Origin of the sequence: Stenotrophomonas capsici (genome assembly GCF_034961085.1) — a bacterium.
Lineage (GTDB): Bacteria > Pseudomonadota > Gammaproteobacteria > Xanthomonadales > Xanthomonadaceae > Stenotrophomonas > Stenotrophomonas capsici.
In genome coordinates this window covers 193572-215123 of record NZ_JAYFUH010000085.1, presented here as the reverse complement: position 1 = coordinate 215123, position 21552 = coordinate 193572, and the positions used below count along the sequence as shown (strand labels likewise).

The 21552-nt window shown below is 66.2% G+C and carries 16 protein-coding genes; 6 read left to right on the top strand and 10 right to left on the bottom strand.

From position 1 onward, the window contains the following. From VA603_RS08250 to VA603_RS08235, 4 genes are all read right to left on the bottom strand, one after another. On the bottom strand, nucleotides 1-2760 hold a 2760-nt coding region (locus tag VA603_RS08250; RefSeq protein ID WP_323438495.1), incomplete at its 3' end, for a two-partner secretion domain-containing protein. Between the two features lie 85 nt (nucleotides 2761-2845). Further along, nucleotides 2846-4513: a ShlB/FhaC/HecB family hemolysin secretion/activation protein gene (locus VA603_RS08245; RefSeq protein WP_323438502.1), complete on the bottom strand. Its 1668-nt coding sequence runs from the start codon at nucleotides 4511-4513 to the stop codon at nucleotides 2846-2848. 401 nt (nucleotides 4514-4914) lie between these two features. Then, nucleotides 4915-5457, bottom strand: coding sequence for a single-stranded DNA-binding protein (locus tag VA603_RS08240; RefSeq protein WP_323438494.1), 543 nt, complete (start codon nucleotides 5455-5457; stop codon nucleotides 4915-4917). Between the two features lie 137 nt (nucleotides 5458-5594). Continuing rightward, a complete protein-coding gene (locus VA603_RS08235; protein ID WP_323438493.1) occupies nucleotides 5595-6191 on the bottom strand; it encodes a DUF2239 family protein in 597 nt (198 codons plus the stop codon). A gap of 79 nt (nucleotides 6192-6270) precedes the next feature. On the opposite strand from VA603_RS08235, the gene VA603_RS08230 reads away from it, so the two are divergent. After that, complete coding sequence (locus tag VA603_RS08230) at nucleotides 6271-6615, top strand: GIY-YIG nuclease family protein (protein WP_323438492.1); 345 nt, start codon at nucleotides 6271-6273, stop codon at nucleotides 6613-6615. Between the two features lie 73 nt (nucleotides 6616-6688). Beyond that, nucleotides 6689-7726, top strand: a complete 1038-nt coding sequence (locus VA603_RS08225; RefSeq protein WP_323438491.1) for a LacI family DNA-binding transcriptional regulator — start codon at nucleotides 6689-6691, stop codon at nucleotides 7724-7726. A gap of 125 nt (nucleotides 7727-7851) precedes the next feature. Here the strand turns inward: VA603_RS08225 and VA603_RS08220 are convergent, their stop codons facing one another. From VA603_RS08220 to VA603_RS08210, 3 genes are all read right to left on the bottom strand, one after another. Continuing rightward, nucleotides 7852-8232 carry an SseB family protein gene (locus VA603_RS08220; protein WP_132864671.1) on the bottom strand — a complete coding sequence of 127 codons (381 nt, stop codon included), beginning with the start codon at nucleotides 8230-8232 and terminating at the stop codon, nucleotides 7852-7854. A gap of 103 nt (nucleotides 8233-8335) precedes the next feature. Continuing rightward, nucleotides 8336-10048: an alpha-amylase family glycosyl hydrolase gene (locus VA603_RS08215; RefSeq protein WP_323438490.1), complete on the bottom strand. Its 1713-nt coding sequence runs from the start codon at nucleotides 10046-10048 to the stop codon at nucleotides 8336-8338. After that, on the bottom strand, nucleotides 10048-11529 hold the full coding sequence (locus tag VA603_RS08210) for an MFS transporter (RefSeq protein ID WP_132864673.1): 1482 nt from the start codon (nucleotides 11527-11529) through the stop codon (nucleotides 10048-10050). Before VA603_RS08210 ends, VA603_RS08215 begins: the two co-directional genes overlap by 1 nt. Nucleotides 11530-11726: 197 nt before the next feature. Here VA603_RS08210 and VA603_RS08205 point away from each other — a divergent pair, with 197 nt between their 5' ends. Beyond that, a complete protein-coding gene (locus tag VA603_RS08205) occupies nucleotides 11727-13793 on the top strand; it encodes a glycoside hydrolase family 97 protein (RefSeq protein ID WP_425603678.1) in 2067 nt (688 codons plus the stop codon). A gap of 336 nt (nucleotides 13794-14129) precedes the next feature. Beyond that, nucleotides 14130-16892 (top strand): TonB-dependent receptor, encoded by a 2763-nt coding sequence (locus VA603_RS08200; RefSeq protein ID WP_323438488.1) that lies wholly within the window; start codon nucleotides 14130-14132, stop codon nucleotides 16890-16892. Here VA603_RS08200 and VA603_RS08195 read toward each other — a convergent pair. Next, entirely contained in the window at nucleotides 16889-17287 is a 399-nt protein-coding gene (locus tag VA603_RS08195) for a hypothetical protein (RefSeq protein WP_323438487.1), read from the bottom strand. The two genes, VA603_RS08200 and VA603_RS08195, sit on opposite strands and share 4 nt — an antisense overlap. Nucleotides 17288-17521: 234 nt before the next feature. Continuing rightward, the gene (locus VA603_RS08190) at nucleotides 17522-19135 is read right to left on the bottom strand and encodes an alpha-glucosidase (protein ID WP_323438486.1); all 1614 of its coding nucleotides are present in this window, start codon (nucleotides 19133-19135) and stop codon (nucleotides 17522-17524) included. Between the two features lie 180 nt (nucleotides 19136-19315). Between VA603_RS08190 and VA603_RS08185 the strand changes: the two genes are divergently transcribed. Next, on the top strand, nucleotides 19316-20314 hold the full coding sequence (locus tag VA603_RS08185; protein ID WP_313253788.1) for a polyprenyl synthetase family protein: 999 nt from the start codon (nucleotides 19316-19318) through the stop codon (nucleotides 20312-20314). Nucleotides 20315-20317: 3 nt separating this feature from the next. Next, nucleotides 20318-20563, top strand: coding sequence for a helix-hairpin-helix domain-containing protein (locus VA603_RS08180; protein WP_323438485.1), 246 nt, complete (start codon nucleotides 20318-20320; stop codon nucleotides 20561-20563). Nucleotides 20564-20642: 79 nt separating this feature from the next. On the opposite strand, the gene VA603_RS08175 is transcribed toward VA603_RS08180, so the two are convergent. Beyond that, nucleotides 20643-21440, bottom strand: a complete 798-nt coding sequence (locus VA603_RS08175) for a dienelactone hydrolase family protein (protein WP_323438484.1) — start codon at nucleotides 21438-21440, stop codon at nucleotides 20643-20645. Nucleotides 21441-21552: the final 112 nt, after the last annotated feature.

Below are 21552 nucleotides of genomic sequence, written 5' to 3'. Positions count from 1 at the left end.
AATCTGCAGCGTACCTTCGCCGGCATGCTCGACTGCACCGCCCTGGTTGTCCAGCGTGTCGGCGCTCAGGCTCAGGTCACCGCCTGCGGTCAGTCGGCCGCCGTTGCTGTTGTCCAGCAAGCCGTCCACCGTTACCTGCAGCTGCGCCTTGTCGGCGGCCACCACGGTGCCACCGGCATTGTTCAACTGGCCGGCTTGCAGCTGCACGTCCCCGTTGCTGGAGAGCGTGCCGCCACGGTTGTCCAATTGCTGCGTGACGCGAACGCTGGATGCGCCGGTGCCGGCCGCAATCAACTTGCCCTGATCATTGATGAAATGCGCGGCAGTCAGGTCCACCGCGCCATTGCTGCCGAGGGTGCCGCCGGTGTTGTCCAGGCGATTGCGTACCTGCAGCTGCAGCGTGTCGGTGCTGGTGGCAGAAAGCTGCCCACCCGCTGTGGTCAGATCGCCGGTGGTGATGCTGATGCGCTGCGCCGAAGTGGTGCCGTTGCTCAGGTCGGTGGTTTGCCCGGTGAGGGTCAACGTGCCGTTGCCCAGCAGCGTGCCGCCCTGGCCGTTCAACGTCGCTGCATTGATGCTCAGGCTGCCGGTACCGGCGTGCTGCACAGTGCCGCCGGCGTTGCCCAGCGTTGCCGCCTGCAACGACAGATCTCCATTACTGGCGATTGTGCCGCCCTGGCCATTGTCCAGCGTGCCCTGCACCTGGATCGTGTTCGCCTGCTGGCCGGTGGCCACCACGGTGCCGCCCCGGTTGTCGAAGCCGGCGGCATTGACCGTGAGCTGGCTGGCATTGAGCGTGGCATTGCGGTGATCCACCGCGCGAGCGGTCAACGCCAGCGTACCGGCCGTGGCGATGGTGCCGCGCCGGCCATCCAGTTGCCCGGTGCTGAGGGTCAGGCCCTGCGTACCGGCATGGCTGACGGTGCCGTCTTCGTTGACCAGGCGACCGGCGTCCAATACCAGCGAGGTTGCATTGCTGGCAATCGTTCCTCCGCTGTTGTCGAGCTGCCCGGCAACCGACCACTGCGCGGCACGGTTGGCGACCTGCTCAATGAGGCCGCCGCGATTGACGAGTGACTGCACTGCAAGTTCAAACGCGCCGGACACACTCCACTGCCCCTTGCTGTTGTCGACATTGGTAGCCAGCACCCTCGCATCGCCTTGCACCTTCAAAGTGCCATCCACGTTGCGCAGCTCGCCGCCCTCTACCCGCAGCGATTCAACCCCGATCCTGCCGCCGCTATTGTCCAAGCCATCACGCGTCGACAGCACCACCGCGCCCAGTGCATCGATGCGACCGGCGTCATTGTCCAGCGCATTGCCGATGTTCAATGCACCTGCCGCCAGCGGAGCGGTGATGGGCGGCGTACCGGTGCCCGTACCGCCGTTCCCCCCGCCTTCCGTTCCACCGGAACTACCCCCACCGGGCGTTCCTGTTCCGCCATTGCCATCCGTGCCGCCGTTGCTCCCGCCACTGCCAGCCAGCTCCACGGCGCCGATACGGCCGCCATCGCGGTTGCTCAGTGATGCCGTTCTGATTTCAAGCGCCTGCGCGCCCGTCTGTTCAATCGCACCGTCACGATTGCGCAATGACGCTGCGTTCACCTCAAGCCGCCGGCCATTGAGCGTGCCGCCGCTGTTGTCCAGATCAGCAGCCGTGTTGATGATGGCTTCGCGGGCCGCGCTTATGGTGCCGCTGTTGGCCACACCGGCAGTGGCGGTCAGTTTCGTATCCTGCTGCGACTGCAAGGCACCCGTGTTCTCGATGCGCCCGTCCACGGTAACCACCAGCTCACCGGCCTGTGCACCGATGTTGCCGGCGTTGCGCACGCCAAGGCCGTGTTCGTTGCCGACCAGCCAGATCTTGTTGGCATACATGCCACCCAGCGCACCCACGTCCAATGCGAAGGCTGGCGCTTGGCCATTGCTCTGCTGGGCGGTGACGCTGCTGTGATCGGCGCTGACAACATTGCTGCCCAAGCTGGCCTGCAGCTGGTTGGCCCAGATGCCGGCGTTGACGTCCAGCGAGCGGGTGATGATGTCGGTGAAGTCGGTACGGCTGGCGTCCAGGCCTGCACCGCTGATACGGATGGCGCCGCCATCCACGCGATACCCGTCCAACGCACCGCCGTTGACGATGGGCGTGCCTGTGGTCAGCGTCACCCGGCTGGCGTTGAGGAATCCACCTCCATCCACCTGGATGCCGGCCGGGTTGGCGATCACTACCTGCGCGCGGTCACCTGCCACTTCGACATAGCCGCGCAGCTGGCTGGGATCGGCGCTGTTGACCTCGTTGAGGATGACCCGTGCCGTGCCGGTCGCCAGGTAGGGATTGCCCTGCACCCAGCCGCCCAGTTCCGTCTGTACGTTGGTGCGTGAGTTGTTGAGGATGGCGCCGTCGCTGCCAACATCGAACTGCCGGTAGCTGTTGCGCGAAACCCCCTTGGCAGTGGGGGTGGTGATGTTGACCTGCGGCGTGCCATTGGCCGATGTCACCACGGTAGGCCGTTGGTTCGTCGGTGCGGTGGGGTCGGTGACGATGCGTCCGGCATGCTGCCCCGGTGCCTGTTGGGCGGGCAACGGCTGCACCAGCCCCACCCACCCCATGGCCACCCAAAGCGCGAAGCTCATCGGACGCAGCGTCGCCATCGAAAGGCCCGCGCCACTGCACAGCCCGCCTTGCGTTGCCTTTACCAGCTCGGACGCGACCTGCCAGACACCCAGGGTACGGTTGTAGACCAGACGGTAAACACGATTCATGGCATTGCTTCCTTTCTATGCTTGTTTTTTATGACCCGCCGACCCGCACACTGCAGATGCCTGCGGCCCTGTTGGCCGCAGACGATCAGAACGAGGCGCTCAGGCTGAAACCGAAGGTCGTATACGCGGTGGGGAAGCCGCGGGGTTTGTGCAACGGGCTGCCGACGAACACGTCCCACTGCGCGTGCGCGACACCGCCCCGAAGTCCCATCGCGGCACCGGCGAGGTAGTCGCCCATCTGCCAGCGCGTGGAAGGACCGCCCACATGGCCGTAATCGGCACCCAAGTACGCTTCCTGGCCACCGCCCAGTGCGAAGCCCAGCTCATTGCGCAGCACCCAGCCACGCTCGCCGGTCAGCGACATTTCGCCGTCGAAGCCACGCACCGTGTAGCGGCCACCAATCGAGAAACGGTCCTGCGGCACCAGCAGTGAGCGATTCCATTGCGCACGCCAGCTGCTGGTGTAACGGACAGGCTGCCTGCCCAGCTTGAACGGAACCATCAATTGCGCATCGGCGGTGATGACGCGGCCCCGCGCGGTGCCTTCGCCAAATGCTTCTTCCGGTGCAGGCAGCGCATCGAAGGCACGCGTTCCGCGCCGATAGGCCAAGCCAAGATCCAGCGTGCTGCTGCCAATGAAGTGCTTGTGCGACAGGCCCAGCTCCCAACCGGCCATGCGTCTGCGCTGCACTTCGATCTCTGCATCGTCAATGAAGTTGTTCGAGTCGCGATACCAACCCCGCGCATGGCCGCTGGTCTTGAAGCTGGCATTGCGGAACAGCATGCGCGTCAGCCGCACTTCCGCATTGCGGCTGGAGCCGCTGTAGACATAGGTTTCATACGCACCGGCGACCGATTGGCGGTAGTCGTAGTCACTGGTGTTGATCCCCAGCAACCATTGCCCGACGGGAACGCTGTAGTGCGCCGCCCAGCTTTCGGTATCGCGCCCGCTCCCGTTGAACACGGACTTGCCCGCGTTGAAATAGAACAGGTCGTTCAGGCGCGCCAGGTTGTCCAGCGATACCGTGGCACCGGCCTGCAGTTTGCCGGTCGATGTGCTGCCCGAGTCATCCAGCGTGAGGTTGACGCGGATTTGGGAGCGCTGCTTCCAGCTGATCAGCAGGTCGCTTTCACCCGGCTTGGCGGCAGCACCCTCGGCCGGTGGCGCGATCTGGATGTCGACCGTTGCGGTCGGTACGCGCTGGAAGTTCTCCAGGGCCTGCTCGATACCGCGCAGATTGAGCAGATCACCCGAACTGGCAGGCAGCGCGTTCCACAATGCCGGATGCGGCTGCACATCATCAGCGAAGCGGATGGCATGGATCCGCCCCGGCACAACGGTCAAAGCCAATGCGCCATGCTTCAGGTCCTGGGGTGCGGCAAGAATGCGGGTGGTGACATAGCCACGCGCGATGATTGCGTTCTGTACGCGCTTCATCACGATGTCCACACCAGCGGTGCCGAGGCAGCGCCCGGTGGCCGGATCGTCCCTGGGACTGGCCGCCTTCAACGCCCAGCCAAAGCGCTCAGCGTCTTCGCCATCCAGCGTGATGTGGTTGATGACGAAACATGGCGTCTCGTCCGAAGGCAATCTGCCCACCGATGCCTCGGGCGTCGGCTGCAGCCGCGCATCCGGCCGTGCCTCCTGCTGTTCACGCAGTACGCGCTCACGCTCCTGCTGCCGCAGCAGCTCCTGTGCGTTTGCATCGGCATTCTGTGCGTGGGCAGCACCGCCCCAAGCAACACACCGCATGCAACCGCCAGCAATCCCCTGCGCGCCTTCCATGGGCCACGCCCCTGCATTCCCTTGTTTTCCATGCAACCCACTGTCCTTGGTCAGCCGCAGCACGCGGCTGTACGGGATGGCTGGGGCGTGCGCACCATCCCGGAAAGCATCGGCTCTGCAGTCGAGGTCGGGAACGTCCTGCTTCCCGGCTGCAACCGCCCCCTGTGAACCAATTTGCAGTGCGGATGCTATCAAAAACATAGACATCATTGCCTCACGAAAAACAAAAGCCATATTCATGACAAGCCTTGCTGGCATGAACATATGCCGATCGGTTGTTGGCCATCGAATCGCCACTGGCCCAGCAAACCAATAAAAAAGGCCATGCGATGCATGGCCTTTGGCAAAACAGAACGTGCGATGGCTGATCAGAACGGAATATCGTCGTCGGCAAAATCGTCCATCGGCGGCGCCGACTGCTGGGCCGGTGCCGGGCGCTGCTGCTGGCGCTGGCCGCCGCCGTAACCGCCGCCCTGGTCCTGGTTGCCGTAGCCACCACCCTGCTGCTGGCGTGGGGCCGACTGGCGCTGCGGGCGATCGCCACCGAAGTTGCCGCCGCCACCGCCGCCGCCTTCACCACGGCCGCCGAGCATCTGCATCTCGTTGGCGACGATGTCGGTGGAGTACTTCTCCACGCCATCCTGGCCGGTGTACTTGTCGTAGCGCAGCTCGCCTTCGACGTAGACCTGCGAACCCTTGCGCAGGTATTCACCGGCGATCTCGCCGAGCTTGCCGAAGAACACCACGCGGTGCCATTCGGTGCGCTCCTGGTTGTTGCCATCGCGGTCCTTGCGGACGCTGGTGGTGGCAAGGCTCACGCGGGTGATGGCCATGCCGGCCTGGGTGTACTTGGTGTCCGGGTCGTTGCCGAGGTTGCCGACCAGGATGACTTTATTGATGCCGCGGGCCATAGGATTGTTTCTTCCGTTGGGAGCCAGGATCCGCGCCGACGGTGTTGCGGCCGGCGCAAAGGGGTCCTGACAAGGGGACTGGGGGATGCGTAACGCGGGATGTTAACACCGCGGCCCGCGTTCACCCGCGCTCGCGATCAATCCTCGGCCTCGGCCGACACGCTGCCGAGGTAATCGCGAAGGTCCTGCGGCCATTGGGCGATGGAGCGGGCAAAACCGGCCTCGTCGCCGGCGAACAGCAGGCGGCTGGCCTCCTCGAAGCCCGGCATGTCCCCGGCCAGGGTGGACATGGCCTTGTAACGGGCCTCCGGTGAGGCCGGGAGCCCCTGCTCCTGCTCGCGCCGGCGGGCTTCATCCACCAGCCGGCGCAACGCCTGCGAGGCCCCGCCGCGTTGGCTGGCCAGCCATTCCCAATGCCGCGGCAGCAGGGTCACCTCGCGGGCCACCACGCCCAGCCGGGGACGACCGCGTTCACGTGGGGCGGCAGCCTCCTGCGGCGCGGCCAGCGCAGGTGCCAGACGGGCCTGCAGGCGCTCCAGCACCTGAGCCAGCCCACCACGCAGGTCCAGGTCAACCGTTTCCCCGGAGCCATCGTTGAGCAGCAGCAATGGCCGTCCATCGGCCCCCACGCCAACGCGCGCCACGGCCTCGGCCACCACCTGCTGCAGCGGCCCCCTCGCCAGCAGCTGGTGCCCCTCGAACAGGGCGTGCGGCGCGTTCAGCGGATCGTCCATAGCACCTCTATTTTAATCCGGGTAATATCTACAACTGAATTACACCCGGGCAATATTGCCACATCTTCGAGAATCCCTCATGGACAAACAAACCCGCCGTCAGCAAAGCGCCGACTACAAGCGGCAGGAAGTACAAAGCGGCATCTACCAGATCCGCTGCACCGCCACCGATACGCGCTGGGCAGGCATCGCCCTGAACCTGTCCGCGATCCGCAACCGGCTGTGGTTCGGCCTGCGCCAGGGCAGCCATCCGCACCGGCAACTGCAGGAGGCCTGGGCCACGCACGGTGCCGACGCATTCCAGTGGGAGCCGATCCTTGCGTTGGAAGAAGACCCGGAGCGGCTGGATTTCGAGCGCGACCGCCTGCTGCGTGACGCGTTGGAACAGCATTGCGCACGGACCGGGGCCCTGCCGTTGCGCTGAGGAGCGACGGCAGTCAACGGCAGCATCGCGTTTGCGTGGCATGATGCCCGGCGACCTCTTCCCGCGGCACATGATGACCATCAAAGGCAAAGCCACCTCCCTGGATATCGCACACATGGCCGGCGTCTCGCAGCCGACCGTGTCGCGTGCCCTGCGTGGCAGCCCGATGGTGAACGCCGAGACGCGCAAGCGCATCCTGGAGATCGCGCGCCAGCTGAACTACAAGGTCGACAAGAACGCTTCCAGCCTGCGCTGCCAGCAATCCGGCACCCTGGCGCTGCTGTTCTTCGAGGACCCCACCCCGGACGATTCGCTGATCAACCCGTTCTTCCACTCGATGCTGGGTTCGATCACCCGTGCCTGCGCGCTGCATGGGCATGACCTGCTGGTGTCCTTCCAGCAGCTGTCCAGCGACTGGCATGCCGACTTCGAGGACAGCAACAAGGCCGACGGCATCATCCTGCTCGGCTACGGTGATTACCACGAGTCGGTGGAACGGCTGGAGCGGCTGGTCGAACAGGGCACGCACTTCGTGCGCTGGGGCGCGGCGCTGCCGGGCCAACCCGGGGTATCGGTGGGCAGTGACAACTTCCAGGGCGGGTTCGACATCACCGCCCACCTGCTCGACCAGGGCTGCCGGCGCATTGCCTTTCTGGGCCATGCCGACAGCCATTACCCGGAGTTCGCCGAGCGTTACCGCGGCCATGCCGAAGCCCTGCGCGCGCGCGGGCTGACGCCGGAGGCCGCGCTGCAGCACGATGCCATCACCACCGAGGATTCCGGCCATAACGCCTGCCTGGCCCTGCTGGACCGCGGCAAGCGTTTCGACGCGGTCTGCGCCGCCAGCGACCTGATCGCCATCGGCGCGCTGCGTGCGCTGCGCGAGCGCGGCCTGCGCGTGCCGGACGACGTGGCGGTGACCGGGTTCGACGATATTCCGCTGGCCGGTTCGGTATCGCCGGCGTTGACCACGGTGCAACAGGACACCAAGCAGGCCGGCCAGTTGCTGGTGGAAAAACTGCTGGGGCTGATCGCTCGCGAGCCGGTGGAGGGCATCAACATCCCGGTGAAGCTGGTGGTGCGGGAATCGTCGCGGCGACAAGCGTTGTAGAAGCGGCTTCCGTGGCGATGCCGAGAGCGAAGAAGCCAGTACGCTGGCCGTAGTTGCTGTTTTCCCTTGGGACTGACGACGTGGTCGGCTTCGCGGCTGAAGCCGCTCCTACCCAGGCACGTTGGTCAACTGAAGTCCTTGAGGATCTCCTGCAGGCCCGCCGGCGAGATCTCGAAGCCCAGCGAAGTACCGGGATTGACCACCACGCCATAACCGCCCGGTACGCGGCGCAGTACTTCGAACATCAACATGCGGATGTTGTGCGGCGCCTGCTGGGTGTGGAAACCGACGCGCGACATGTCGGTGAATACCGCCACATGCAGGACGCCCTGCTTGTCGAACAGCAACGGGTCGAAGCCACTGCCGTCGGGCGTGACCAGACTGCCGGTGAGCAGCACGACTTCCGAGGCGACAAACGCCTGCATGAAGGCCTTGATCGGCAGCTTGCCGTCCATCGCGGTCTGCAGCAGCGTTTCGATGGGGGTCTGCGGGGAAAGCTCGTTCATGGGTACTGCGTGGGGATGCGGGGATGTGGATTGTAGCGGGTGGCTGGTTGCAGCGGCCCTCTCCCCAACCCCTCTCCCGCTTGCGGGAGAGGGGCTTGGTTGGTCAGCGCTTCAGGTGCTGGTTGCGGGCCTGCTGGTCGGCCATTGCGGCATCCAGCTGTGCTTTCAACTCGGCCTGCTCTACCTCGCCTTCCAGCACGAACACCTTGATGCCATGGGCCGGCACGTCGGTCTTCAAGGTGCGCCGCACGGCCAACGTGCCGCCGTCCAACGCGTCGCGCCATTGTCCGGCCTGCAGGTAGCGGCTCACCTCGAACGCCTGCGCCGTGTTCCCCTTGTTGAGCAGCACCAGCGCAGTCTGCGCGGTGTCGCCCTGTTGCAGCACGCGGAAGAACACCGCCTGGTCACCCTGCAGGCGCTCGTTGACCTGCAGGCCGCGCTGCAGCGCCGGGGTGGCCTGGCGCAGCCGCGCGATGCGCTGCAGGGGGCCGAAGATCGGGCTCTGCGGCGCATGGGCAATGCGCTCCTGGCCGAAGTAGGCGCGGTTGCCGGCGTGCTCGGCGCGGCCACGCATGAAGCCGGTCTCCGAGCCGTAGTACAGCACCGGGATGCCGCGTGCGGTGAACAGCCAGTTGTGCGCGTCGATGAACCCGGCATCGGTCGCGTCCAGGCGCGCCATGTCGTGGTTGTCGTAGAAGCTCATCAGCTCGTACGGATTGGCGTACGGGCCGCCGGTCAGGTGCAACGGTTCGGACAGGGCCTCAAAGCCCTTCTGCTCCTTGCCGAATACCGCCGACATCGCGCCGCGTAGCGGGAAATCCAGCACGCTGACATTGGCGTTGCCTGGCCAGGTGTGCTCGGCGATCTTGCTGGCGTCGTAGTCGAAGGCTTCGCCGAACATGAACATGCCCGGGTGTTGCGCGCGGATGCGCTGCACGAACGCATGCCACCACGGGTGCGGCAGCCAACCGATGGTGTCGATGCGCAGCGCGTCCACGCCCTGCCCCGTCCATTGCAGGTAGGCACCGACCAGGTAGTCCATCACCGCCGGATTGTGCTCGTTGAAGTCGGACAGCTCGGCCAGGTTGCCATCGAAGATCGAGCCCTTGCTGCCATCGACCGGGCCGATATTGTTGTAGAACGCATGCAGCCGGTTGTGCGTGGGGTCGAGCTTGTCCGGCGGCAGGTTCTGGTGGTCAGCGACCAACCGGCCGTCCTTGTCGAAGATCTGGCCGAACTGCGGCTGGGCGGCCGGCATGGTCCAGGCCGGCGAGCCATGGTTGCCGACGATGTCCAGCACCACCTTCAGCCCGGCACCGTGCAGGCCCTGGGTCAGGCCGGCGAAATCCAGGCCGGCGCTGGGCAGGTGCTCGTCCAGCTTGTAGAAATTCACGCCCCAGTAGCCGTGGTAGCCGGTCTTGCCACGGTCGGTCAGCGTGCTGGTGCAGCTGATCGGCTTGCTGCCGGTGAAGGCCTGGTCCGGGTTGTCGACGATCGGGGTGATCCACACCGCGCCGAAGCCGAGCCCGCGGATGTAGCCGGCATTGTCGAGCAGGCCCTTGAAGTCACCGCCGAGGTAGCCGATGTTGCCGTCGATCTTGTCCGGGCACGGCACCGGGATGTCGAAGGTGCGGTGCGCGCCGCCCTGGTCACGGTGGTCGTTGGCGGTGTCGCCGTTGACGAAGCGGTCGGTGACCACGAAGTACACTGCATCGCTGGCGAAGGGCTCGGACGTACCCACGTAGTCCGGCCGCGCGGCCAGGACGGGAGCGGCGGCCAGCGCCAAGGAGACTGCCACCGACAAACGCATGCGCATCACACCACCTCCGGTTGCGACGGAACCCGCAGCACGCACAGGCCGGCGACGAACAGGCTGCAGCCGCCCAGCACCAGCACATGCATCGGCACGCCGCCCAGCCAGCTGCGCAGGGCAAAGCCCAGCGCACTGGCCGCGACCAGCTGCGGGATCACGATGAAGAAATTGAAGATGCCCATGTACACGCCCATCTTGGTGGACGGCACGCTGTCGGACAGCAGGGCGTACGGCAGCGACAGGATCGAGGCCCAGGCGAAGCCGACGCCGACCATCGACAGCAGCAGCCACGCCGGGTCGCTGATGAACATCAGCGAGACCAGCCCCAACCCTCCCAGCCACAGGTTGACCAGGTGGCTCCAGCGCAGGCCCATCACCCGCACCATCAGCGGGATCACCAGCGCGGCCAGCGCGGCGAAGCCGTTGTAGGCACCGAACAGCACGCCCACCCAGTTGGCCCCTTCGTTGTAGGCCGCCGATTGCGGGTCGGTGGAACCGAAATGGGTGCCGGCGACCGCGGCGGTGGTGTAGATCCACATCGCGAACAGGGCGAACCACGAGAAGAACTGCACCCAGGCCAGCCGACGCATGGTGGTGGGCATGGTGCGCAGGTCGCCGACGATGGTGGCCAGCATGTGCGTGCCCGGCAGCATCCGGGCCACGCCCAACAGCAGGCCGTAGGCCGCGCACAGGCCGGCCAGCACGTACAACATGCGGTCGCCCTGCCGCCAGGCGATCAATGCCGCCAGCAACACGCCCAGCCCCAGCCAGCCGAGGATGTGGTTCCCGCGCGGCGGGCCGATCACCGGCGCGGCCGCATGCAGCGGCGAGGGTTCGGCATCGTCGAAACCGGCCAGCTCGGCCGGCGAGTACTCACGGGTGCTGACCACCGTCCAGGTGATCGCGGCCAGCAGCACGGCGGCACCGAAGTAGAACGCATAGCGCACGGTGTCCGGCACCTGCCCCGGCGCGGCGGTGTTGGCCACGCCGAAGTGGGCCAGCAGGTACGGCAGGAAGCTGGCGACGATGGCCCCCACGCCGATGAAGAAACTCTGCATCGCGTAGCCGCTGGGACGCTGCCGCGGCGAAAGCTGGTCGCCGACGAAGGCGCGGAACGGCTCCATCGACACGTTTATCGAGGCATCCAGCACCCACAGCGTGCCGGCCGCGATCCACAGCGTCGGTGAATTGGGCATCACCAGCAGGGCCAGCGTGGTCAGCACCGCGCCGATCATGAAGAACGGGCGGCGGCGTCCCCAGCGCGTCCAAGTGCGGTCAGACAGGTAGCCGATCACCGGCTGTACCAGCAAGCCAGTCAGCGGCGCGGCGATCCAGAGCCCGGGCACTGCCTCCATCGAGGCCCCCAGGGTCTCGAAGATGCGGCTGGCATTGGCGTTCTGCAGTGCAAAGCCGAACTGGATGCCCAGGAAGCCGAAGCACATGTTCCAGATCTGCCAGAACGACAATTGCGGTTTGCTTTTCATCAAGCGGTTCCCCCCTCCGGGAATCACGGATGCGATGTACGGGCGCCGTTGCGCCGGGCCATGGTAGAGGCGTGGTGGCGGATGCGCACCGCCGGTGCATACGTATTCAGTGCCCCTGCCGGCCATGACGCCCTGCACCAACTGGAATAGTGGTGGCACCTGCTTCCCGTTCCTGCACCCCGGAGTTGATACCCGACATGGCACCGCCACGCCCGTCCTCCCGCCTGTTCCGCCTGAAACTCGCCTTCACCCTGCTGCTGGCCGGCCTGCCCGCCGCACACGCGGCCGAACTGGCCCGCGTCAGCTCGCCCGGCGACGTACTCAGCGTCACCCTCGAATCGCAGCATGAAGGGCGCCTGGCCTACCGGGTGGAGCGCAACGGGGAGGCGGTGATCGCGCCCTCGCGGCTGGGCTTCCTGCTCGACAGCGGCCGGCTGGAGCGCAACCTGGCACTGACCGGGCAGGCGCGCCGCAGCGTCGACGAAAGCTGGGAGCAACCTTGGGGCGAACGCCGCCTCACCCGCAACCACTACAACGAACTGCGCGCCAGCTTCACCGAGAAGGCCCCCTCGGGCGTCGCGCACGGGCGCCGCTTCGACGTGGTGTTCCGCGTCTACGACGATGGCGTGGGCTTCCGCTACGAGTTCCCGCAGCAACCGGCGATGCAGCAGGCACGGATCAACGCCGAGCTGACCGAATTCGCCCCGGCGCGACCGGCCACGGCCTGGTGGATCCCCGCCTTGGAGTGGAACCGCGAGGAGTACCTGTACCACCGCACCCCGCTCAACCAGATCGGTACCGCGCAGACCCCGCTCACCCTGCGCAGCGACAACGGCCTGCACCTGTCCATCCACGAAGCCGCGCTGGTCGACTACGCCGGCATGAACCTGGCCCGTGGCGATGGCGACGTGCTGCGCGCTGCGCTGACCCCGTCCAGCAACGGCGCGCCGGTGGTCCGCGCACTGCCGTTCAACACGCCGTGGCGTACGCTCCAGGTCGGCGAGAAGGCCGGTGACCTGGTCGAATCCAGCCTGATCCTCAACCTCAACGAGCCCAATGCCATCGGCGACGTGAGCTGGTTCAAGCCGGCCAAGTACGTCGGTGTATGGTGGTCGCTGCACCTGGAAACCGAAACCTGGGCGACCGGCCCGAAGCACGGCGCCACCACCGCCAACACCCGTCGCTACATCGATTTCGCCGCTGCCAATGGCTTCCGTGGCGTGCTGGTCGAAGGCTGGAACCCGGGCTGGGACGGGGACTGGTTCGCCAACGGTTGGGGCTTCGACTTCACCCGCCCCACCGCCGACTTCGACCTGCCCGGCCTGGCGCGCTACGGCGCGGACAAGGGCGTGCACCTGATCGGCCACCACGAAACCGCCTGCGCGGTCAGCCACTACGAGCGCCAACTGCCGGCCGCGCTGGACCTGTATGCGCGCAACGGCGTGGACGTGGTCAAGACCGGTTACGTCTGCGACGCCGGCGACATCCAGCGCCAGGACACGGCCGGTGGCCCAGTGGTGCGCGAGTGGCACGAAGGCCAGTGGATGAGCAACCACAACCTGCGCGTGCTCAAGCAGGCCGCCGACAGGCACATCGCGATCAACTCGCACGAGCCGATCAAGGACACCGGCCTGCGCCGTACCTGGCCCAACTGGGTCTCGCGCGAGGGCGCGCGCGGCATGGAATTCAATGCCTGGGGCAACCCGCCGAACCCGCCCGGCCACGAGGCCACGCTGGTGTTCACCCGCATGCTCGGCGGGCCGATGGACTACACCCCCGGCATCGTCAGCCTGAAGGGCCGCAACGGCCTGCCGCTGCGCAGCACCCTGGCCAAGCAGCTGGCGCTGTACGTGGTGCTGTACAGCCCGATCCAGATGGTGGCCGACCTGCCCGAGCATTACGCCCAGCACCCGGACGCCTTCCAGTTCATCAAGGACGTGGCGGTCGACTGGGAACAGAGCCACGTGCTCAACGGCGAGGTGGGCCAGTACGTGACGCTGGCGCGCAAGGCACGCGGCTCGGAGGAGTGGTTCATTGGCAGCGTCGGTGACGAGCAACCGCATTCCCTGCAGGCCTCGCTGTCATTCCTGGATCCCAAGCGCCGCTACCGCGCCGAGATCTACCGCGACGGCGACGGTGCCAACTGGGAGACCCGGCCATTTGCCTTCGTCCGCGAGACCCGCGAAGTGCGCAGCAGTGACAGCCTCGCCCTGCCGCTGGGCGCCGGCGGTGGCGCGGCGGTGCGGCTGGTGCCGCTGTACTGACCCGCGACGCCCCGCAGGAACGGCCCCGGCCGCGTGGCTGGCCAGACGGATCCGCAAGGACGGAGCGCAACTTCAGATGCCTGGTGGCGGCGTTGGCAATGGCTTCGCGGCCGGGGCCGCGCCTGCGGGCATCGCTCGCCTGCCGGAAGCGTTTTCACCGCCATTCCACCACCGCAAAACCCATTGAATACGTATGCAGGGCGATTCCGCGACGTTGCCCGCTGATTACCATGCGAGACATGTCGCAGGCAGCCCCATCGCACCGCCGACACGTGCACGGAGACCACTCCGGCATGCAGAAAAAAACAATCCGACGACATTACCTGGGAGGGGAGAATGTTGAACACCAAGCGCAACCTGTTGAGCGCGGCGCTCGCGTCCGCCATCGCACTGACCGCCACCGGCGTCCAGGCGCAAACCGCCGACGAAACCGCCAAGAAGGCCGACGCCACCGACCTGGACACGGTCACCGTCACCGGCATCCGCCGCGGCATCGAGAGCGCCATCTCGGTCAAGCGTGATTCCACCTCGATCGTGGAAGCCATCTCGGCCGAGGACATCGGCAAGCTGCCGGACGTGAGCATCGCCGAATCGATCGCCCGCCTGCCCGGCCTGGCCGCCCAGCGCGTCGCCGGCCGCGCCCAGGTCATCAGCGTGCGCGGCCTGTCGCCCGACTTCGCCACCACGCTGCTCAACGGGCGCGAGATGGTCAGCACCGGCGACAACCGCAGCGTCGAGTTCGACCAGTACCCGTCGGAACTGATCAGCGGCGTCACCGTCTACAAGACCCCGGACTCGGGCCTGGTCGGCCAAGGCCTTTCCGGCACGCTGGACATGCAGACCGTGCGCCCGCTCAGCTACGGTGACCGCGTGATCGCCATCAGCGGCCGCTACCAGAAGAACTCGCTGGGCGAAGCCGCCGGCGAAGACCCGTATGGCAACCGCATCAATGCCAGCTTCGTCGACAAGTTCGCCGACGACACCATCGGCCTGGCGATCGGTTACTCCCACTCGGAGATGTCCAAGCAGGAGAACCAGGTCGGCCTGTACGAGCCGTGGCAGGCACTGGGGGGCGATGACTGGCGCCCGGGCGTCGCCGCCGGCACCTACTATTCCGACGGCATCAAGGCACTGCGCCGCACCGGCCACTCCAAGCGCGACGGCGTGATGGCCACCCTGCAGTTCCGTCCCAACAACACCTGGACGAGCACGCTGGACGCCTTCTACACCAAGGCCAAGGAGTACGACACCGCCAACCAGCTGGAAATCCACCTGGGCGACTACAACGGCGGCTACGGCCGGCTGGATGTCACCGACGTGGTGGTCAACGACAACGGCAGCTTCGTCAGCGGCACCGCGCACAACGTCTACCCGCTGGTGCGCGGCATGTACAACCACCGCGAAGACAGCATCAAGGCACTGGGCTGGAACAACGAGTTCAACTTCGAGCGCGTGCGCGTGGTGGCCGACGTCAGCTGGTCCAAGGCTGAGCGCGACGAGATCAACCTGGAGAACAACCTGCAGCTGTTGCCGGCACCACAGCTGGATTCGGTCAAGCTCAACTTCGGTGGCGGCAGCTTCCCGCAGTTCACCCCGGGCATGGACTACTCCGACTACAGCAAGCTGTACCTGACCAACACCATCTATGGCTCGGGCTACGGCAAGACCCCGCACGTGGACGACGAGCTGAAGGGCGTCAAGCTGATGGCGACCTTCCCGGTGCCGGACGGCTTCAACTGGTTCTCCGACTTCGACGTGGGCGTGAACTACGCCGACCGCAGCAAGAACAAGACCCAGGCCGAAGGCAACATCAACCTCGGCGCGCAGGGCATCACCAGCATCGCCGGCGACCTGCAGTACAAGCCGGTCAACCTGGGCTTTGCCGGTGCCGGCTACATCCCGGCCTGGAACGTGCCCGCCGCCGTGGCACGCTACATGGTGTTCAACCCGACCACCACCGAGAGCTACCTGATCCCGAAGCAGTGGACGGTGGACGAGGAGATCACCACCACCTTCCTGCGTGCCAACATCAGCACCCAGATCGGCTCGATCCCGGTGCGCGGCAACGTCGGCATCCAGGCCCAGCACGTGCGCCAGTCTTCCAGCTCGAACTACTGGGATGGCGGGCAGCCGGTCGGCAGCCAGGTCATCCCGATCAACGAAGGCAAGAGCTACCTCGACTTCCTGCCGAGCCTGAACCTGGCCTTTGAACTGCCGGCCGAGAACACCGTGCGCTTCGCCCTGGCCCGCCAGGTCGCACGCCCGCGCGTGGATGAGCTGCGCGCGTCGATGGAATTCGGTGTGGACACCAACCAGGGCAAGCCCGGCGCCAGCGGTGGCAACCCGAACCTGGACCCGTGGGTGGCCAACGCGGTCGACCTGTCCTGGGAAAAGTACTTCGGCAACAAGGCCTACGTGGCTGCCGCGGTGTTCTTCAAGGACCTGAAGACCTATATCTACACCGAGAAGCGCGACGGCTATGACTTCACCCAGCAGGTCGATGCCTGGCTGGAAGCCAACGCCATCACCCTGCCGCCGGGCATCGTGGTCGACAAGACTGGCACCTACACCGCGCCGTTCAACGGCAACGGTGGCAGCCTGCGCGGCGCCGAGCTGACCGCTTCGCTGCCGCTGGACCTGTTCTTCGAAGGCCTGCGCGGCTTCGGCGTGGTCGCCAGCGCCAGCTTCAACGACAGCAACATCACCATCCCGCCGGACCCGGGCACCACCTCCAGCGTCGGCTCCGAGCCGATCATGCTGCCGGGCCTGTCCAAACGCGTGTACAACTTCACCGCCTACTACGAGAACAGTGGCTTCGAAGTACGCCTGAACCAGCGCAAGCGCTCGGACTTCATCGGTGAGATCGGCAACTTCAACGGCAACCGCACCCTGCGTTACGTCAAGGGCGAGGACGTGCTGGACGCGCAGGTGGGCTACAGCTTCGGCGACGGCACGATGTTCAAGGGCCTGAGCCTGTTCCTGCAGGCCAGCAACCTGACCAACTCCAAGTACGAGACCTACGCCGGCAGCAAGGACCGTCCGCTGGAAACCGTGGAATGGGGCCGCACCTACCAGGTCGGCGTGAACTACAAGTTCTAAGCCGTTCTTGCCGGAAACACAGTCAAGGCCCGCTGCGTGTGCAGCGGGCCTTCTGCGTTGGTGGCAATGATGTCGTGGCGGGTTACCGGGATGCCGTGATGGGGTACCGGGGAAGTGTTTTCGGCCTGGCGGGAGTGCTGTCCAGGAGCAACCTGCTGGCACTGCACTGGTGCTGGTGCAGCAGCGGCGAACTCTACCTGGGAAGTTGTGTCCTGATCTCCCCACAGGTGGGAATCACTTTGGCTTTGGCTCTTGCTTTTGCTTTTTCTTTTGCTTTTGCTTTTGCTTTTGCTTTTTCTTTTGCTTTGCTTTGCTCTGGCCTTGGCCTTGGCCTTGGCCTTGGCTTCGGCTTCGGCTTCGGCTTCGGCTTTCGATTCAGCATTGGCCTTTGTCATTCCCTTCTCCCGCTTGCGGGGGAAGGTGCCCGGAGGGCGGATGGGGGAGCTTTGGCTTGGCTTCAACGTTGGATTGCAGCCGAGAACACCCTCACCCCAACCCCTCTCCCGTGAACGGGAGAGGGGCTTAAGCCACAGCCACAGCCACGGCAAAAGCCAAGCCAAAGCCGAAGCCACGACCAAAGAAAAGGCGGAGATGCCATCTCCGCCTGCATGAAAGAGAGAAACGGGAACTCAGCTGCGACGTGCGCAGTACACCGCGTTTCCAGCCAGTACCAGTTCGCCAGCTTCCAGCGCACCGGCCGCTGGACCCGGCAGCGCCAAGGCCTGCCACTCCCCGGCCGGCAGCGCATGCCGCACCGTATCCCCTGACAGATTGAACGCCAGCAGCAAGGTCTCATCACCCGCCTGACGTTCGAACAACAACACCGGCTCAGCGCTGTCCAGGAAGCGGATCGTCCCCTCCACCAACGCCGGATGCGCCTTGCGCCAGCGCAGGAAGTTGCGGAAGGCATGCAGTGTCGAATCACCGTCCGCTTCCTGCGCCTGCACTGACAGCGCGCGATGCTCGGCCGGAATCGGCAGCCACGGCTTGCCCCGGGTGAAGCCGGCCAGGGCCTGGTCCGTCCACGGCATCGGTGTGCGGCACCCGTCGCGGCCCTTGAAGTTCGGCCAGAAGGTGATGCCGTACGGGTCCTGCAGCGCCTCGAACGGCACGTCCGCCTCGCCCAGCCCCAGTTCCTCGCCCTGGTAGATGCAGACCGAGCCACGCAGCGAGCACACCAGCGCGACCAGCATCCTGGCCAGCTGCGGATTGGCCGGGTGGCCGCCCCAACGCGTCACTGCGCGCTGCACGTCGTGGTTGGACACCGCCCAGCACGGCCAGCCGTCGCGCATGGTCGCTTCCAGCTTTTCCACGGTGCTGCGGATGTACTCCACGCTGTAGTCGTCCACCAGCAGCTCGAAGCTGTAGCCCATGTGCAGGCGGCCCGGCGCGGTGTACTCGGCGGTGGTGGCCAGCGAATCCTCCGAGGAGATCTCGCCCAGCGTCACCGCGCCCGGGTACTGGTCCAGCAACGCGCGCAGGCGCTCCAGGAAGCCGATGTTCTCCGGGCGGGTGTTGTTGTAGTAGTGGTACTGGAAGGCGTATGGGTTGTCCGGGCTGAAGCCGCGGCCAACGCGCTGGTCTTCCGGCTTGGGCGGGTTGTCGCGCAGCTGCGCGTCGTGGAAGCAGAAGTTGATGGAATCCAGGCGGAACCCGTCCACGCCCCGGTCCAGCCAGAACTTCACGTAGTCCAGCGTCGCCTGCTGCACCGCCGGATTATGGAAATCCAGGTCCGGCTGCGAGGACAGGAAGTTGTGCAGGTAGTACTGGCGGCGGCGCGGTTCCCAGCGCCAGGCCACGCCGCCGAAGATCGACAGCCAGTTGTTCGGCGGCGTGCCGTCCTCGCGCGCGTCGGCCCACACGTACCAGTCGGCCTTGGGGTTGTCGCGGCTCTCGCGGCTTTCCTTGAACCAGGCGTGCTCCACCGAGGTGTGGCTGAACACCTGGTCGATCATCACCTTCAGGCCCAGCGCATGCGCCTTGGCCAGCAGGCGGTCGAAGTCGGCCAGGTTGCCGAACAACGGGTCGACGTCACGCTGGTCGGCGATGTCGTAGCCGAAATCGGCCATCGGCGACTTGAAGAACGGCGAGACCCAGATCGCATCCACGCCCAGCGAGGCGATGTAGTCCAGGCGCTCGATGATGCCCGGCAGGTCGCCCACGCCATCCCCATCGGTATCCAGGTAGCTGCGCGGATAGATCTGGTAGATGACGGCGCCGCGCCACCATGGAGTCTTCGACATCGAGCGCCCCCCTCCGGGCTTCAGGAGCCCCGCTGGGGGCTGAAAACAGATGCCGGTCAGCTTAGCGTCGCCACTTTGCCGGTGGTGTCGCTTGCATACGTATTCACTGGGCCGGAAGCGTTTCCGGCCTCCCGGGGCGCACACCGCCTATAATCGCCGGGTACCCCCAGAAGCAACCGTATGAGCCTCGCCGAAGACCTCCGCCCCGCGCTGGGCCTGCCCGCCATCCAGACCCTTGCCGCGCCGGACATGGCCGCGGTCGATGCGCTGATCCGCCGCCGCCTGTCCTCGGACGTGGTGCTGATCAACCAGATCGCCGACCACATCATTTCCGCCGGCGGCAAGCGCCTGCGGCCGATGCTGGTGATGCTGGCCGGCCACGCGGTCGGCGGTGCCGGGCCGGAGCACCACCAGCTGGCGGCGATCATCGAGTTCATCCACACCTCGACCCTACTGCACGATGACGTGGTCGACGAATCGGACCTGCGCCGGGGCCGTAGCACCGCCAACGCGCTGTGGGGCAACGCGCCGAGCGTGTTGGTCGGTGACTTCCTGTACTCGCGCAGCTTCCAGCTGATGGTCGAGCTGGACCGCATGCCGGTGATGCAGATCCTGGCCGACACCACCAACCGCATCGCCGAGGGCGAGGTGCTGCAGCTGCTGCACGTGCACAACCCGGACACCGACGAGGCGGCCTACCTGCGCGTGATCGAGCGCAAGACCGCCGTGCTGTTCGCCGCCGGTACCCGCCTGGGTGCGCTGGCCACCGGTGCCGACGAGGCGGTGCAGCAGAAGCTGTTCGACTACGGCATGCACCTGGGCTATGCGTTCCAGATCGCCGACGACGTGCTGGACTACTCGGCCAACGCCGACGAGCTGGGCAAGAACCTGGGTGACGACCTGGCCGAGGGCAAGGCCACGTTGCCCCTGATCCACGCCATGGCCCATTCGGACGAAACCACCCGCCAGCGCCTGCGCGAGATCGTGCAGAACGGCGATGCCACTGCCATGCCGGAAGTGCTGGCCGCCATCCATGCCACCGGCGGCCTGGACTACAGCCGCAAGCGTGCGATGGAATATGCCGACGCGGCCGAACAGGCGCTGGAAGGCCTGCCGGAAAGCGACGCCGTCGCCGCCCTGCGCGGCCTGGCCCGCTACGCCATCGAGCGCAGCCACTAAGCCATGGCGGTCGAAGGCTTCAGCGCCGAAGAGCGCGCCGTGCTGCTGGCGGTAAAGGGCGTGGGTGCCACCGTGGTGGCAAGGCTGGAGCAATTGGGCTTCCACTCGCTGGCACAGCTGGCCGACGCCGAGACGATGGACATCGTGACCCAGGCCTCGGCCATGCTGGGCAGCAGCTGCTGGCGCAACAGTCCGCAGGCCCGCGCGGCGATCAGCGGTGCCATCGACGCCGCCCGCCAGGCCCGCTGATCGCACGCGCTTCAGCGGAGCCATGCCCCGCTGAAGCCTTGCCGGGTACCCCCTGCCGAGCCTAGCCCGGCCCAAGCGGTCAATGCTCCAGGCGTTCTTCCAGGAAGTTGTCCATCATCTTCCATGCACGCTTGGCGGCGCGCGGGTCATACAGGCAGCCCGGCGGGCTGTTGGCATCGGATTCGGCGAAGCAATGCACCGCGCCGCTGAAGTTGACGAACTGCCAGTCCGCGCCGGCGCCGTCCATTTCAGTACCGAACGCAGCGATGTCCTCGCCACTGACGCCCTGGTCGGCCGCGCCATTGAGCACCAGCATCGGCACCTTGCCACTGCCCGCAGCGGCCGGGCTCGGCGTGGACAAGCCGCCGTGCAGGCTCACCACGCCGGCCAGCGGCATGCCCGCGCGCGCCATCTCCAGCACCGTGGTACCGCCGAAGCAGAACCCCACCGCACCGATATGGGCGACATCCAGCGGTGCCTTGCCGGCCTGTGCCTTCAGCGCCTCCAGCGCGGCCTGGGCACGCGCACGCAGTTCGGCGCGGTTCTCGCGCAGCGGCTTGGAGGCTGCGGCGGCTTCATCGTTGTCCTTCGGGCGCACCTGCTTGCCATAGACATCGGCGACCAGCACCACGTAGTCGTCGCCGGCGATCTGCTCGGCCTTGGCGACGGCCGAGGCATTCACGCCCCGCCAGTTCGGCACCATCACCACGCCCGGGCGGCGCGCATCACCGTCGTCGTCATAGACCAGCACCCCGCTGTAGGTGGCGCCGCCGTGCTGCCATTCGACCGGGCGCTGCTGCATTTTCGCCAAGGCCGGCATCGCCGCCGAAAGACTCAAAGCCAACGCTGCCAACTGCCACTTTCGTGCTGCTTGCATGGGAGTGCTCCGGGTTGGGTTGTGTCGCGGAGTCTACGGGCAAACGCGGCCCTCACCCCAACCCCTCTCCCGTGAACGGGAGAGGGGCTCGGATTGCTGCGGCTCGTAGCGC

What these genes read in the sequence shown, in the direction of transcription:
- VA603_RS08245 (WP_323438502.1), bottom strand. Translation starts at nt 4,513, where the DNA reads ATGCGGTGTGTTGCTTGGGGCGGTGCTGCCCACGCACAGAATGCCGAT.
- VA603_RS08240 (WP_323438494.1), bottom strand. Translation starts at nt 5,457, where the DNA reads ATGGCCCGCGGCATCAATAAAGTCATCCTGGTCGGCAACCTCGGCAAC.
- VA603_RS08235 (WP_323438493.1), bottom strand. Translation starts at nt 6,191, where the DNA reads ATGGACGATCCGCTGAACGCGCCGCACGCCCTGTTCGAGGGGCACCAG.
- VA603_RS08230 (WP_323438492.1), top strand. Translation starts at nt 6,271, where the DNA reads ATGGACAAACAAACCCGCCGTCAGCAAAGCGCCGACTACAAGCGGCAG.
- VA603_RS08225 (WP_323438491.1), top strand. Translation starts at nt 6,689, where the DNA reads ATGACCATCAAAGGCAAAGCCACCTCCCTGGATATCGCACACATGGCC.
- VA603_RS08220 (WP_132864671.1), bottom strand. Translation starts at nt 8,232, where the DNA reads ATGAACGAGCTTTCCCCGCAGACCCCCATCGAAACGCTGCTGCAGACC.
- VA603_RS08215 (WP_323438490.1), bottom strand. Translation starts at nt 10,048, where the DNA reads ATGCGCATGCGTTTGTCGGTGGCAGTCTCCTTGGCGCTGGCCGCCGCT.
- VA603_RS08210 (WP_132864673.1), bottom strand. Translation starts at nt 11,529, where the DNA reads ATGAAAAGCAAACCGCAATTGTCGTTCTGGCAGATCTGGAACATGTGC.
- VA603_RS08205 (WP_425603678.1), top strand. Translation starts at nt 11,727, where the DNA reads ATGGCACCGCCACGCCCGTCCTCCCGCCTGTTCCGCCTGAAACTCGCC.
- VA603_RS08200 (WP_323438488.1), top strand. Translation starts at nt 14,130, where the DNA reads ATGTTGAACACCAAGCGCAACCTGTTGAGCGCGGCGCTCGCGTCCGCC.
- VA603_RS08195 (WP_323438487.1), bottom strand. Translation starts at nt 17,287, where the DNA reads ATGACAAAGGCCAATGCTGAATCGAAAGCCGAAGCCGAAGCCGAAGCC.
- VA603_RS08190 (WP_323438486.1), bottom strand. Translation starts at nt 19,135, where the DNA reads ATGTCGAAGACTCCATGGTGGCGCGGCGCCGTCATCTACCAGATCTAT.
- VA603_RS08185 (WP_313253788.1), top strand. Translation starts at nt 19,316, where the DNA reads ATGAGCCTCGCCGAAGACCTCCGCCCCGCGCTGGGCCTGCCCGCCATC.
- VA603_RS08180 (WP_323438485.1), top strand. Translation starts at nt 20,318, where the DNA reads ATGGCGGTCGAAGGCTTCAGCGCCGAAGAGCGCGCCGTGCTGCTGGCG.
- VA603_RS08175 (WP_323438484.1), bottom strand. Translation starts at nt 21,440, where the DNA reads ATGCAAGCAGCACGAAAGTGGCAGTTGGCAGCGTTGGCTTTGAGTCTT.